9 protein-coding genes, 22 tRNA genes, 1 rRNA gene and 2 pseudogenes are annotated in these 13,388 nt (G+C 39.4%); 3 read left to right on the forward strand and 31 right to left on the reverse strand.

What is annotated here, in order from left to right; translation table 11 throughout:
• Window positions 1-2 precede the first annotated feature (2 nt).
• From glgA to glgB, 4 genes are all read right to left on the reverse strand, one after another.
• Entirely contained in the window at window positions 3-1,433 is a 1,431-nt protein-coding gene (gene glgA / locus JFU23_RS12300) for a glycogen synthase GlgA (RefSeq protein WP_002143574.1), read from the reverse strand.
• A 113-nt stretch (window positions 1,434-1,546) separates the two neighbouring features.
• A complete protein-coding gene (gene glgD, locus JFU23_RS12305) occupies window positions 1,547-2,581 on the reverse strand; it encodes a glucose-1-phosphate adenylyltransferase subunit GlgD (RefSeq protein WP_002034525.1) in 1,035 nt (344 codons plus the stop codon).
• Window positions 2,582-2,599: 18 nt separating this feature from the next.
• Complete coding sequence (gene glgC, locus JFU23_RS12310; protein ID WP_002129671.1) at window positions 2,600-3,730, reverse strand: glucose-1-phosphate adenylyltransferase; 1,131 nt, start codon at window positions 3,728-3,730, stop codon at window positions 2,600-2,602.
• A complete protein-coding gene (gene glgB, locus JFU23_RS12315; protein WP_085312677.1) occupies window positions 3,678-5,615 on the reverse strand; it encodes a 1,4-alpha-glucan branching protein GlgB in 1,938 nt (645 codons plus the stop codon). The genes glgC and glgB overlap by 53 nt, the downstream gene beginning before the upstream one ends.
• Window positions 5,616-6,084: 469 nt before the next feature.
• Between glgB and JFU23_RS12320 the strand changes: the two are divergent.
• A pseudogene (locus tag JFU23_RS12320) lies at window positions 6,085-6,207 on the forward strand (TasA family protein); the annotation flags it as partial.
• Window positions 6,198-6,551, forward strand: a pseudogene (locus JFU23_RS12325) (dockerin type I domain-containing protein); the annotation flags it as partial. The pseudogenes JFU23_RS12320 and JFU23_RS12325, both read left to right, overlap by 10 nt.
• A 325-nt stretch (window positions 6,552-6,876) precedes the next feature.
• On the opposite strand, the gene JFU23_RS12330 reads toward JFU23_RS12325, so the two are convergent.
• From JFU23_RS12330 to JFU23_RS12340, 3 genes are all read right to left on the reverse strand, one after another.
• On the reverse strand, window positions 6,877-7,821 hold the full coding sequence (locus tag JFU23_RS12330; protein WP_000715348.1) for an L-lactate dehydrogenase: 945 nt from the start codon (window positions 7,819-7,821) through the stop codon (window positions 6,877-6,879).
• Window positions 7,822-8,441: 620 nt separating this feature from the next.
• Window positions 8,442-8,612 carry a hypothetical protein gene (locus JFU23_RS30580; RefSeq protein ID WP_002067841.1) on the reverse strand — a complete coding sequence of 57 codons (171 nt, stop codon included), beginning with the start codon at window positions 8,610-8,612 and terminating at the stop codon, window positions 8,442-8,444.
• Window positions 8,613-8,806: 194 nt separating this feature from the next.
• Window positions 8,807-9,406: a TetR/AcrR family transcriptional regulator gene (locus JFU23_RS12340; protein ID WP_002067839.1), complete on the reverse strand. Its 600-nt coding sequence runs from the start codon at window positions 9,404-9,406 to the stop codon at window positions 8,807-8,809.
• 323 nt (window positions 9,407-9,729) lie between these two features.
• Here JFU23_RS12340 and JFU23_RS12345 point away from each other — a divergent pair, with 323 nt between their 5' ends.
• A complete protein-coding gene (locus tag JFU23_RS12345; RefSeq protein WP_088040341.1) occupies window positions 9,730-10,953 on the forward strand; it encodes an MFS transporter in 1,224 nt (407 codons plus the stop codon).
• 30 nt (window positions 10,954-10,983) lie between these two features.
• Here JFU23_RS12345 and JFU23_RS12350 read toward each other — a convergent pair whose 3' ends face one another.
• From JFU23_RS12350 to rrf, 24 genes are all read right to left on the reverse strand, one after another.
• Window positions 10,984-11,139, reverse strand: a complete 156-nt coding sequence (locus JFU23_RS12350; protein ID WP_165690453.1) for a hypothetical protein — start codon at window positions 11,137-11,139, stop codon at window positions 10,984-10,986.
• A gap of 135 nt (window positions 11,140-11,274) precedes the next feature.
• Window positions 11,275-11,346: transfer RNA gene (locus JFU23_RS12355), tRNA-Glu, on the reverse strand.
• 6 nt (window positions 11,347-11,352) lie between these two features.
• Window positions 11,353-11,443, reverse strand: a tRNA-Ser gene (locus JFU23_RS12360).
• 6 nt (window positions 11,444-11,449) lie between these two features.
• A tRNA-Asn gene (locus tag JFU23_RS12365) sits at window positions 11,450-11,524 on the reverse strand.
• A 7-nt stretch (window positions 11,525-11,531) separates the two neighbouring features.
• Window positions 11,532-11,608, reverse strand: a tRNA-Ile gene (locus JFU23_RS12370).
• 6 nt (window positions 11,609-11,614) lie between these two features.
• A tRNA-Gly gene (locus JFU23_RS12375) sits at window positions 11,615-11,685 on the reverse strand.
• 13 nt (window positions 11,686-11,698) lie between these two features.
• Window positions 11,699-11,774 (reverse strand) — tRNA-Lys (locus JFU23_RS12380).
• 10 nt (window positions 11,775-11,784) lie between these two features.
• Window positions 11,785-11,860 (reverse strand) — tRNA-Thr (locus JFU23_RS12385).
• 14 nt (window positions 11,861-11,874) lie between these two features.
• A tRNA-Phe gene (locus JFU23_RS12390) sits at window positions 11,875-11,950 on the reverse strand.
• A 14-nt stretch (window positions 11,951-11,964) separates the two neighbouring features.
• Window positions 11,965-12,040: transfer RNA gene (locus JFU23_RS12395), tRNA-Asp, on the reverse strand.
• Window positions 12,041-12,043: 3 nt separating this feature from the next.
• Window positions 12,044-12,120, reverse strand: a tRNA-Met gene (locus JFU23_RS12400).
• A 27-nt stretch (window positions 12,121-12,147) separates the two neighbouring features.
• Window positions 12,148-12,240, reverse strand: a tRNA-Ser gene (locus tag JFU23_RS12405).
• 17 nt (window positions 12,241-12,257) lie between these two features.
• Window positions 12,258-12,334 (reverse strand) — tRNA-Ile (locus JFU23_RS12410).
• Between the two features lie 4 nt (window positions 12,335-12,338).
• Window positions 12,339-12,415, reverse strand: a tRNA-Met gene (locus JFU23_RS12415).
• Between the two features lie 20 nt (window positions 12,416-12,435).
• Window positions 12,436-12,508 (reverse strand) — tRNA-Ala (locus JFU23_RS12420).
• A gap of 14 nt (window positions 12,509-12,522) precedes the next feature.
• Window positions 12,523-12,596: transfer RNA gene (locus JFU23_RS12425), tRNA-Pro, on the reverse strand.
• An 11-nt stretch (window positions 12,597-12,607) separates the two neighbouring features.
• Window positions 12,608-12,681 (reverse strand) — tRNA-Arg (locus JFU23_RS12430).
• 3 nt (window positions 12,682-12,684) lie between these two features.
• A tRNA-Leu gene (locus JFU23_RS12435) sits at window positions 12,685-12,773 on the reverse strand.
• Window positions 12,774-12,789: 16 nt separating this feature from the next.
• Window positions 12,790-12,864 (reverse strand) — tRNA-Gly (locus JFU23_RS12440).
• Between the two features lie 29 nt (window positions 12,865-12,893).
• Window positions 12,894-12,974: transfer RNA gene (locus JFU23_RS12445), tRNA-Leu, on the reverse strand.
• A 24-nt stretch (window positions 12,975-12,998) separates the two neighbouring features.
• Window positions 12,999-13,074: transfer RNA gene (locus JFU23_RS12450), tRNA-His, on the reverse strand.
• Between the two features lie 10 nt (window positions 13,075-13,084).
• A tRNA-Thr gene (locus JFU23_RS12455) sits at window positions 13,085-13,160 on the reverse strand.
• 4 nt (window positions 13,161-13,164) lie between these two features.
• Window positions 13,165-13,240, reverse strand: a tRNA-Val gene (locus tag JFU23_RS12460).
• Window positions 13,241-13,245: 5 nt separating this feature from the next.
• A 5S ribosomal RNA gene (rrf, locus tag JFU23_RS12465) occupies window positions 13,246-13,361 on the reverse strand.
• Window positions 13,362-13,388 lie beyond the last annotated feature (27 nt).

Genomic DNA, 13,388 nt, shown 5'->3' on the forward strand with positions numbered 1-13,388 from the left:
TGTTATTCCATGAGACTTTTATACAATTTCTTATAGGCAAGAGCTGATTTCTCCCAGCTATAATCTTCAGTCATCGCTTGTTTTACAAGCTGCTCCCATACCGGTTTATCATGATAAAATTCAATCGCACGAAGAACCGTGTGCAACATGTCATGCGCATTAAAGTTCGTGAAACTGAAACCATTTCCTTCTCCAGTTTCTTCGTCATAAGATTGTACAGTATCATTTAATCCGCCTGTCTCTCTTACAATCGGAATTGTACCGTACGCTAATGCAATAAGTTGTCCAAGTCCACACGGTTCAAATAGTGATGGCATTAAGAATAAATCACTTCCCGCATACACTTGGTGGGCTAGCTCTTCATTAAATCCGATATACACTTTTACCTTCTCAGGATACTCGTATGCCATCCACTCAAAGAATTGTTCATATTCAGAATCACCTGATCCTAAAATAATACATTGCACATCTTCCTCCATTATTTCGCGGAATACAGTACGTACTAAATCAAGACCTTTTTGCTTCGTTAATCTCGTTACCATCGAAATAATTGGTGTATCTTCTTTTTCTGGCAAACCAAAATAACGCTGCAATACGCGTTTATTTTCATTCTTTTCCTCTAATGACTCTGCATCATACTGAGCAGTAATATACGAATCCGTTTCTGGATTATATACGCTCGTATCAATTCCATTTACGATGCCGCTAAGCTTACCATTATTTTTTCGTAACAACCCATCTAACTTCTCACCGAAAAATTCATATTGAATTTCTTCTTTGTATGTCGGGCTAACTGCTGTAATTTGATCAGAAGCGATAATTCCGCCCTTCATAAAGTTCACATTTCCATAAAACTCTAGCTGCTCACTATGAAAATATTCATCACCAAGTTCTAACAAGTCGTACATCACTTCAGGAGGAAATACACCTTGGAACTGCAAGTTATGAATCGTATACACCGTTTTAATATGCTCATATAACGGGTTATCTTGATACTTTTCACGTAGTAAGAAATTCACCATAGCTGTATGCCAATCGTGGCTATGGAGAACATCTACTTCGAAATCAAGATGCGGAATACACTCTAAAACTGCTTTTGAAAAATAAGAAAAACGCTCTCCGTCATCATAATGACCATATAGAGAATCTCTCTTAAAATAATATTCATTATCTATTAAGTAATACGTAATCCCGTCTTGCTCACCTTTTAAAATTCCGCAATATTGATTTCTCCACCCAAGCGGGACGTTAATTACTTTATGTAACGTACATCCATCCCTTAATTTTTGCGGAATAAGACTATAATTTGGAAGTATAATACGAACGTCCACACCTAATTTTTTCAGCTCTTTTGGGAGCGCACCTGCTACATCAGCTAATCCTCCCGATTTAACAAATGGTACACATTCTGATACTGCAAATAAAATATTCACTTGTTGTCCCACTGCACGAAAAGCTTATACGACTTCCCTTGCAGCTTCCTCCCTTCGAGTTTTCATTTGAATGAATGCTTTAATCAGTGGAGGAAAAACCCCCACTGATTCTTTTAAGAATAACTATTAATCGTACTGTTTTGAATGCTTCCTTTTTCTACAACATATGGCTCATCGGCGTTTCCTTTTAGTACAACACCGTCACCAATTTTCACGTCTTTATCAATAATAACACCGTCTATTATGCAATTATCTCCAATTTGACTCTTTTGCATAATAATACTATTACGAACAATTGAACCTTTTCCAATTTTAACAGAACGGGAGACAACACTATTTTCTACTTCACCCTCAATAATACTGCCGTTTGCAATCATCGTATTTTTCACTACTGCACCCTTCACATAACGAGTTGGTGGCTCATCTTTTACTTTCGTAAAGATTGGTGCTTCTTTCTTAAATAATTGCTTCCAAATAGAAGGCTGCAAAATTTCTAGGCTATGTTTATAGTAACTTTCAATAGAATCAATAATAGCTACATATCCTGTATGTTCGTACGTAGTAATATGCAGTGATTTCCCGCTCTTTTCTCTCACTACATCAAATAAACTGTATTGCTCCACATCTTTATATGTCTCAAATAAGTCTAGCAATAATTGTTTCTTTAACACATATGTTTGAAGCGAGACTCCTTCATGACAAACTTCAGTAATATCTGCAGACGTATGTATATGTCGCTCTAACACCGCTTGAAAGTTTAACGCTGTTACAAGATGGCTATTTGTAATAACAACATATTCTTCTCTGCTTCTTAGAAAATAATCAATATGTCTTCTAAAATGTGCAAAAGATCCAAATTCGTCATGATCACATTGACAGTTCGGTGGGAATAAAAACAGTCCATCACGCTTTCTATCTAAATCCCACTGTTTTCCTGAACCGACATGGTCCATTAAAGAACGATTTTTATGACTTGTAAAAACCGCCACGCTATGAATATTAGAATTCACCATATTTGAAAGCATGAAATCAATGAGGCGATAACGGCCTCCAAACGGTAACGCCGCTAATGAACGATGCCCTGTTACTTTCTTTAAGGAAGGAAAACTTCCCGTTGCATTAATAATTCCTAACATTTTTTCTCCCATTCATTTCATCCCCCTTTTCTATTTTCCTTCAGCAATTAGTACTACATCATCAACATTTTTTTCTGGACGAATTATTGTCCCATCTTCAATAACCATTTCCGATCCAACGATCGCTCTTTCAATCACAACGTTTTTACCAATCTTTGCCCCCGGCATAACGACAGAATCGATTACCATACTACCTTCTTCCACCGTCACTCCTTGGAATAAAACAGAATGCTTCACGTCCCCTTCAATGACGCACCCTTCATTAATAAGTGACTCTTCTACTTTTGCCTTTTCTGCAATATATTGAGGTGGCTCGTTTGGATTTACAGAATAAATGCGCCAATTACGATCGTTCAAGTTCAACGATGTTTCATCGCGAAGTAAATCCATATTCGCTTCCCATAAGCTTTTCACCGTTCCAACATCTTTCCAATATCCTTCAAATGGATACGCCATCAACTTCTTCCCTTCATCTAACAAGAGCGGAAGTACATCTTTTCCGAAGTCATTACTAGATTCAGGGTTTCTTGCATCCATCTCTAAATATTCTTTTAAAATAGCCCAGTTAAAAATATAAATTCCCATTGATGCAAGATTACTTCTTGGAAATTGCGGTTTCTCCTCAAATTCAACAACTTCCATCTCTTCATTTGTATTCATGATGCCAAAGCGACTTGCTTCATCCCACGGCACTTCAATAACAGAAATCGAAACGTCCGCTTCTTTCTCAATATGGTAATCTAGCATTTTGCTGTAATCCATTTTATAAATATGATCGCCTGATAAAATAAGGACATATTCTGGTTCATACTGACTTAAATAGTTTAAGTTTTGATAAATAGCACTTGCCGTACCTGTATACCACTTCACACCTGAAGACTCCGCATAAGGAGGTAACACAGTGACTCCACCGTTTACACGATCAAGATCCCAAGCATTTCCGATTCCAATATAATTATGAAGTTCTAACGGTTGATATTGTGTTAAAATCCCCACCGTTTCAATACCGGAGTTTGCACAGTTACTTAACGTAAAATCAATAATGCGATATTTACCACCAAATGGAACAGCTGGCTTGGCTAAATTTTTTGTTAATGCACTTAAACGACTACCTTTTCCCCCTGCTAGTAACATTGCTACGCACTTTTGTTTTTGAGCCATCTTGTTTTTTGCTCCCCTTTCTCGTCTTCACTGGTCGTAATATGGATACGCCAAATGGTGGAATTGTAATTTCTACATGTGCCGCTTGATTATGATATGGCTCTAGAATCGTCTTGAGACGTTTCTTATTCACTTGCCCCGATCCGCCATATTGCGCCGAGTCACTGTTTAAAATTTCGTTATAGTACTCGAAATCCGGTACACCTACTTTATAGTTTTCATATGTAGCTTTCGTAAAATTACATACGACAACTAACGCATCTTCCTGCTTATCCCCTTGGCGGATAAACGAGAAAATACTTTGCTCATTATTATTAGCATCAATCCACTGAAATCCTTCAGGCGAGTGATCTAACTGCCAAAGTGGTTTTGAGCGCTTATACAATGCTATGAGCTCTTTAAAGTAATCATGCATATTACGATGCATTTCAAAATCATGTAAATTCCAATCTAAATCTTCAAGGTCTTTCCACTCATCAAATTGCCCGAATTCTCCACCCATAAAGAGTAATTTCTTACCTGGATGAGTAAAGAAATATCCATATAATAAACGAAGCTGAGCAAACTTATCCCAGTAATCTCCCGGCATTTTATTTAATAACGACTTTTTCCCATGAACGACTTCATCATGAGAAAGTGGCAATATGAAGTTTTCAGAGTGAGCATATATTAAAGAAAATGTCATTTTCTCATGAATGTATTTCCGGTACTCTGGCGCACATTCCATATATTTCAGCACATCATTCATCCAACCCATATTCCATTTATAATTGAATCCAAGTCCACCCTCGTATGTTGGAGCTGTTACAAGTGGCCAAGCTGTTGAATCTTCCGCTGTCATAAGAAACTCTTCATCTTCTGCAAACACGGCTTCATTTAACTCTCGTAAGAAAGAAACAGCATGTTCATTGCTTTGCTCTTTTCCTTCTTTATTCCAGTACAGCATATTCGCAACTGCATCTACCCTGAAACCATCAATATGGAAATGCCTCATCCAAAATAACGCATTTGAAATTAAGAAATTACGTACTTCTCTCTTCCCTAAATCAAAATTAACAGTTCCCCATACAAGGTTTTCTTGTACGTCTCTATCTTTATATTCATAAGTCGGTGTCCCATCAAACAAATATAAACCGTGAGCATCTTTACAAAAATGCCCCGGTACCCAATCTAAAATGACACCGATTCCATATTTATGACATTCATCGACAAAATACATCAAATCATGTGGCGTGCCGAATCTACTTGTCGCTGCATAATATCCTGTTCCTTGATATCCCCAAGAACGGTCATAGGGATGCTCAACAAGCGGCATAATTTCAATATGTGTAAATTGATGTTCCACCACATACGGAATGAGCTCCTCGGCCATTTCTCTGTAAGAATACAGAGCGCCATCCTCTTTCTTTTTCCAAGAACCGAAATGTAATTCATAAACTGTCATCGCTTCTTTATAAATCGATTTTTTCTTTCTCTTACGAATCCAGTTTTTATCATTCCATTCATATCCCTCTATATCAAAAACTACAGATGCCGTATTTGGTCTTACTTCTGCATATACTGCATAAGGATCCGCTTTTAAAATAACGTCACCGTCCATCGTTTCAATCGCATACTTATATATATCATTCTCTTCAATATGCGGTGCAAACAAGGACCAAATCCCCTCTTCTGTCACTTGTAGCATCTTATGTTGCTCATAATCCCATTCATTAAAATCCCCAACAACACTCATTGCTTTCGCATGAGGAGCCCATACTGTGAATCGTACACCTCGCATCCCATCTTCCGTCACAATATGTGCCCCAAAGATGTTATAACTGTCATAGTACTTTTCTGTATGAAACTCATCTCGTTTCACTTCTTCACAATTTATTACATCCAATATGTTCACCTCACTAAGATGACAGAAATTTTTTACTCTTTATCATTTCTGCGAAAAACTGAAATATCCTTGTTATTTTTTTAAAAATATTCGTTTTTTTCTTAAATTTCACTTAAAATGTTCACATTTTTCGTGTAAATTATCGAATTTTGACGAATATTCATTGCAAGCGCTTCATTTCCCTTACTATTTCTCGCCTTTCATTGTTGCTCAATATTTATTTTATTGGTTTCTCTCTGTATTTCACGCTCTTTCCACTCAAAATACAAACAAAATAATCTTTCATAAAAAAATGTTTCTCAACATTTTTTGTCACAAAATTTATTGAAATGTAAAATTCATAAGTATATACTTGTTCTCAATAAAGAACGTTGAACCTCCGCTAATATAATTCATACTAAAACACTATGTTTACTATATCCATGCTCCAGGCGAAAGTTTGATAAAAATTAAATTAGGGGGCTTTCTTATGTCATTACAACAAAAGGTTGGAATGGGAATTGTCACAGCTTCGCTTGGCTTATCCCTTACATTCGGCGGTGTATTCGCCTATTTCAGTGATTCTGAAACATCGGGTAATTCATTTCAAGCCGTCTAACAACGAAATTAGGTACTGAAAAAGATGGGAAGCTACTCGGTCAATATTATTATGCTCGTCCAGATGAAAACCTTGCAGGCGACGTAAATGGCGATAAAGTCATTGATATTAAAGATGCTGAAATTATCGCTAGCAACTATGGTAAAAAAGGACTATCTGTGAAAGACGGCGACCTTAACAAAGATGGCATTGTCGACGAAAAAGATATTCGTTTCGTTGAAAAGAACTTCTTGAAAAAAGGACCGGATGCATCTAAATCACAAACACCTGTTGAAAAATCAAAAAGCGGTACACTGGCAGATATTTTAAAGAAATTAGGATTAACACCTAAAAAATAATAAAGTGAAACTTTAATCAGTGGGGATTTTGTTCATCCCCCACTGATTATTAGTTGAACCAATCGGGCTTTTACGGGCAGTTGATCCCCCACCTAACTTCTTTGCTTTCGCTGCATTTTGAGGTGGGGGTCTTACTACCCGTTAATGCGGGATAATAAAGAGCACTCTATATAAAGTAGAGTGCTCTTTTCTATAAACGACCCTTATCCAGCAAAAGGGGTATATTGGGGATATACAAGGGAAACCGGAAAAGGAATTTATATTAAATTATATAAAAACTCAGAGGTAGGAAGCAGTTTCCCGCCTCTGAATTATTTAGCAATTATTATAGTACTGGTGCCATTGTTTCTTTTAATACTTTTACAGAATGAGCGAATTTCGCTTTTTCTTCTTCATTTAGCTCAAGTTCTACGATTTCACGTACACCTTCGCGGTTAATAACAGCTGGAACACCTACGAAAGCATCTTTCTCACCATATTGACCTTCAAGGTATGCAGATACAGTTAATACGCTGTTCTCGTTGCTTAAGATCGCTTTAGTTACACGAAGTAGTGACATACCGATTCCGTAGTAAGTTGCGCCTTTACGCTCAATAATGTGGTAAGCTGCATCGCGTACATTTTCAAAGATTTTATCTAAATCTTCTTGGTTATACTGTTCGTTGTTCGCTAAGATTGTTTCTAGTTTTTGTACACCTACAGTAGCGTGGCTCCATACTGGAAGTTCAGTGTCACCATGCTCACCAACGATGTAAGCATGAACGTTACGTGGATCTACATCTAAGTAGTCACCTAACATGTAACGGAAACGAGCAGAGTCTAAAGTAGTACCAGAACCGATTACGCGCTCTTTCGGTAAACCAGATTCTTTCCAAGTTACGTAAGTTAAAATATCAACTGGGTTAGTTGCGATTAAGAAGATTCCATCGAATCCGCTATCCATAATGCCGCGAACGATTTGTTTAAAGATCTTTGTATTTTTCTCAACTAAGTCTAAACGAGTTTCGCCTGGCTTTTGTGGTAATCCAGCAGTGATAACTACTAAATCTGCATCTTTACAATCTGCATAGCTACCGCTCCAAACTTTTGTTGGTGATGGAGAGAATGGTACCGCATGGCTTAAGTCCATTGCTTCCCCTTCTGCTTTTGCTTCATTAACATCTACTAGTACGAATTCTTCAGCTACACCTTGGTTGATCATTGAGTAAGCGTAACTACAACCTACAGCTCCTGTTCCTACTAATACTACGCGATTGATACCTTTTTTCATGTTAATTTCCCCTTTCAATTGTTTACATCTATTTTTTATTATTGTTTAAGTAATTAATTAAAATACTAATTTAATGTTGTTTAACTTCTTTACATACATATTGTAGCACGGATTATTGTGAATCCCTTCACAAATTATGACCTATTTGTGAACTTTTTCACATAGAGTGTAAAATGATTAGATCAAGTGTGGAATCAATACCAATGAAGATGTTTTATAAAGATTGTGAATCGAAATAAACAAGTTTAATTACCACTTTAAAAATGTTTTTACCCCTCTCCATTTTTAGCAACGTACAGATAATATCGTTTCATCAATAGAAGAAATAAAAGAGTAGCCTCAAACTACTCCTCATGCAGTAACACACTATATAAAGTGAAACTTTAATCAGTGGGGGTTTTGTTCATCCCCCACTGATTATTAGTTGAACCAATCGGGCTTTTACGGGCAGTTGATCCCCCACCTAACTTCTTTGCTTTCGCTGAATTTTGAGGTGAGGGTCTTACTGCCCGTTAATGCGGGATAAACGAAACTGGGCATTTCTTCCCTGATGCCCTAAGCATATGGGAATCTATTCTACAAACCATTTTCCAAGATACAAGTAAGCAAAATGTAACATATTAAACTTCCAGCTGATCTACTATGAGAAGAATAAATACAACAACAATATCTACCCCAGCTAAAATACCAAAGTAAAATCCCTCAACGTTGAAGAAAAATGCAACTGGTGGAAACAATATTGTTTCTACTCCAAATAGAATAACTACTACACCTACTCGTCTTGCTAACACCCTTTCATTCTTTAGATGGAATACAGTATTATATCCAAAGAATGAAAGGTGTTCTTTCTTTTTTCAATATATTACTTCCTATCCATATAAATAAACAGCCTGCTAATGCGAAAAGGAGTAGATAAATTAACATGCGCTGTATCACCTCCATTTTAACAATTACTGTATATCAATTTTAAAAATATCCGTTAAGATCATGCATTCATTTCTAACACCAAACCATTCAATATAAGTGATAGGCTATGTAAAGCTTTAGACAACTGTGCCTCGGCATCTTCAGAATTCGCAATCCAACAAGCGAGGTCCACTAATCCCCCATTTATGAGCCGTGCTAAAGCTTCACAGTCTGTTTTTTCAATAATATGCTCCTGCATCAATTGCAGAAGCATATTACCCATTGTTGCTAAACATTGTGACTGTGATGATTGATAATAGCTAGTTCCTAATACTGCTGGTGCATCCCGAAGTACGATTCTCTGAATTTCTGGATCAAGTGCCATCGTTAAATAAGCTCGACAGCGCCCAACAAATCCTTCCCAATTTCCTTCCGCCTCATCTGATACTTTCCGTAATTTATTATCCATTTCCATATCAATTTCTTTTACAACTGCTTCTAGCAATCCTTTTTTATCGCCAAAATGATGATAAATTGCACCACGCGTTAAACCGACAGATGCAGTAAAATCATCCATAGATGTGTTTACATATCCAACTGTACCGAAAGCCTCTCTTGCTGCACTCAGCAATTTAGCGCGTGTTTCAATGATCATTTCTGCTCTTGTTTTTTTAACCATCTTTTCCTCCTACTTCTATTCATTCTCTTTATTCAAAATGAATCCCATTATAGTATCGTTCTCTATGTAAAAGAATAACTCCTTTGAATGTCAGCTCTCCATCCAGAGATAAAACATTTCAATTGACATACGCACCGTATGTCAATATGATATTGGCATACGGTGCGTATGTCAATTATTTCTAGCTTATAAGATAATATAACTTCTTACTTATACCCTAAATTGACTCACTGTCCCTTTTTATAGAAGGTATTAACGACACAGAGGAGGAGTTACAAGAATGAAGAATGTATATGTAAACGTCAAATACTTTGGTGATTATTATGTTTAATTCCTACCGTGAGATTTTCAGTGCTTCTGGTACAAAAGGATTCTCATTAGCAGGCTTTATAGCTCGGATGCCCATATCAATGATGGGGATTGGTATTGTTACAATGTTATCTCAGTTACGTGGTGACTATTGGCTTGCCGGAGCCGTTGCAGCCACCTTCACATTATCATCAGCTTTACTAGCTCCTCATATTTCTCGTATGGCTGATCAATTAGGGCAATCTCGTATACTTCTTCCGACTACAGGTATCAGTGTTTTCTTTACGATTCTCTTACTTCTATGTACGAAATATGAGGCTCCTTATTGGACGCTATTTCTATCCGCCTTATGTGCGGGTTGTATGCCAAACATGTCGGCCATGGTACGTGCACGTTGGACTAAACTATACCGTGGATCTCATAAATTGCATACAGCATTTTCCTTCGAATCGGTCGTCGATGAACTTTGCTTCATCATTGGTCCTGTATTATCCGTCAGTTTAAGTGTTATGTTCTTCCCAGAAGCAGGACCACTTTTATCATGTGTTTTTCTTACTATCGGGGTATGCCTATTCACCATGCAAAAAAGCACAGAACCACATGTACATCCCCACGACATTACAAACAAAGGAACAGTATTTAAAATTGGTACATTACGAGTGCTTGTATTCACACTCATCGCTATAGGTACTATATTTGGCACAATAGATGTAGTTAGTGTGGCTTTTGCTGAGCATCAAGGAAACACAGTAGCTGCTAGCTTTGTGCTTTCCGTCTATGCAATCGGTTCATGCCTGGCAGGTCTTATTTTCGGCACTCTTAAACTCAGTACTCCACCATATAATCAATTTTTAATAGCAGTCACACTATCAATGGTAACAATGCTGCCACTAGTTTTCGTAAACACTATTGCTTGGCTAGTAGTTATTGTTTTCTTTGCAGGCTTATCTGTTGCCCCTACTATGATTATTACTATGGGACTGGTGGAAAAAATTGTACCTGAATCAAAAATAACCGAAGGAATGACCTGGGCAATTACAGGACTTGGTATTGGAGTCTCTCTAGGATCAGCGGTAGCTGGTTTAGTTATTGATACTTTTGGAGCTCGCGCAGGATTTAGTGTGGCTATTATTGCAGGAGGCCTTGCCTTAATTATTGCACTTTTAGGATACAAAACTCTCCACTCCGCATATAGTCATGCTGTTATGAAACCGGATGGGCATTCAGCGGAGAGTTAAAACATATTCAAAAAATAGGATTACCTCTTCTTATGTATAAGAAGAGGTAATCCCATTTAAATTAATATAACTTTTTTGTATCGTATCTTGAACGATATCCTCTGCTTCTGCTGGTGTTACTCCAATTTTAAGCAAATATCTATAAATACTTTTTGATGTTTCTATAATGACCTTTTCATACTCCATCGCTCTCTCCTTTCTATTAGTTAGACGGTTCAAATAGAAAAAAGTATACAAAAATCTATAAAAAAAAGCAGACTATCAAAAGTCCACTTTTATACAACAAAAAAGAGATAGCAGATTATGCTATCTCTTTTAGTATGACCCGTACGGGATTCGAACCCGTGTTACCGCCGTGAAAGGGCGGTGTCTTAACCACTTGACCAACGGGCCAAAATCTGGCAGAGAAGAAGGGATTCGAACCCTCGCACCGCGTTCGCGATCTACTCCCTTAGCAGGGGAGCCCCTTGAGCCACTTGGGTACTTCTCTATAATATGGCTCCGCAGGTAGGACTCGAACCTACGACCGATCGGTTAACAGCCGATAGCTCTACCACTGAGCTACTGCGGAATAATTATGGTGGGCCTAAATGGACTCGAACCATCGACCTCACGCTTATCAGGCGTGCGCTCTAACCAGCTGAGCTATAGGCCCATAAAAAGCGGGTGAAGAGAATCGAACTCTCGACCAGAGCTTGGAAGGCTCTTGTTTTACCACTAAACTACACCCGCATTAAATTAAAAATGGTGAGCCATGAAGGATTCGAACCTTCGACCCTCTGATTAAAAGTCAGATGCTCTACCAACTGAGCTAATGGCTCATTTTGAAAGTGGTGCCGGCTAGAGGACTTGAACCCCCAACCTACTGATTACAAGTCAGTTGCTCTACCAATTGAGCTAAGCCGGCTTGCGATTTCAAAATGGTGGCTCGGGACGGAATCGAACCGCCGACACGAGGATTTTCAGTCCTCTGCTCTACCGACTGAGCTACCGAGCCTTTATGTAAAAAAATGGCGGTCCCGACCGGGGTCGAACCGGCGATCTCCTGCGTGACAGGCAGGCATGTTAACCACTACACCACGGGACCATTTGGTTGCGGGGACAGGATTTGAACCTGCGACCTTCGGGTTATGAGCCCGACGAGCTACCGTACTGCTCCACCCCGCGATGATATAATATTTAATTTAGAAAAAATGGAGGAGGTAGAGGGATTCGAACCCCCGCGCGACTCTCGCCGCCTGTCGGTTTTCAAGACCGATCCCTTCAGCCGAACTTGGGTATACCTCCGAGATATGAACTTTGAGTGGTGGACCTTGTAGGACTCGAACCTACGACCGGACGGTTATGAGCCGTCTGCTCTAACCAGCTGAGCTAAAGGTCCTTTATGGTAGCGGCGGAGGGGATCGAACCCCCGACCTCACGGGTATGAACCGTACGCTCTAGCCAGCTGAGCTACACCGCCATAAGTTATATTCAAATAAGTGGAGCCTAGCGGGATCGAACCGCTGACCTCCTGCGTGCAAGGCAGGCGCTCTCCCAGCTGAGCTAAGGCCCCATATTTTGAAAATATCGGGAAGACAGGATTTGAACCTGCGACCCCCTGGTCCCAAACCAGGTGCTCTACCAAGCTGAGCCACTTCCCGTTAATAAAAAACGCGCCCGAGAGGAGTCGAACCCCTAACCTCTTGATCCGTAGTCAAACGCTCTATCCAATTGAGCTACGGGCGCATATGGTGCCGAGGGCGGGGGTCGAACCCGCACGGTGGTCACCCACCGCAGGATTTTAAGTCCTGTGCGTCTGCCTGTTCCGCCACCCCGGCATGTCATACTGAAAATTGGAGCGGAAGACGGGATTCGAACCCGCGACCCCAACCTTGGCAAGGTTGTATTCTACCACTGAACTACTTCCGCAAGATATGTTTGAGTTATTTTATTAAAAGTGCGGGTGAAGGGAGTCGAACCCCCACGCCAAAGGCGCTAGATCCTAAGTCTAGTGCGTCTGCCAATTCCGCCACACCCGCATATTATAATTTAAAAAGAAAAAATGGGGCGACTGATGGGAATTGAACCCACGAGTGCCGGAGCCACAATCCGGTGCGTTAACCACTTCGCCACAACCGCCATGATTTTCTGGTGCCGACTAGAGGACTTGAACCCCCAACCTACTGATTACAAGTCAGTTGCTCTACCAATTGAGCTAAGTCGGCTAAATGGTGGAGGATGACGGGATCGAACCGCCGACCCCCTGCTTGTAAGGCAGGTGCTCTCCCAGCTGAGCTAATCCTCCGAATTGCCTGGCAACGTCCTACTCTCACAGGGACAAGGTCCCAACTACCATCGGCGCTAGAGAGCTTAACTTCCGTGTTCGGTATGGGAACGGGTGTGACCTCTCTGCCATCATTACCAGACTGTATTCATTTAAGATAAGAATTATC

The organism is Bacillus sp. TH50 (assembly GCF_016650565.1).
In the GTDB taxonomy this organism is placed as follows: Bacteria; Bacillota; Bacilli; order Bacillales; family Bacillaceae_G; genus Bacillus_A; species Bacillus_A mycoides.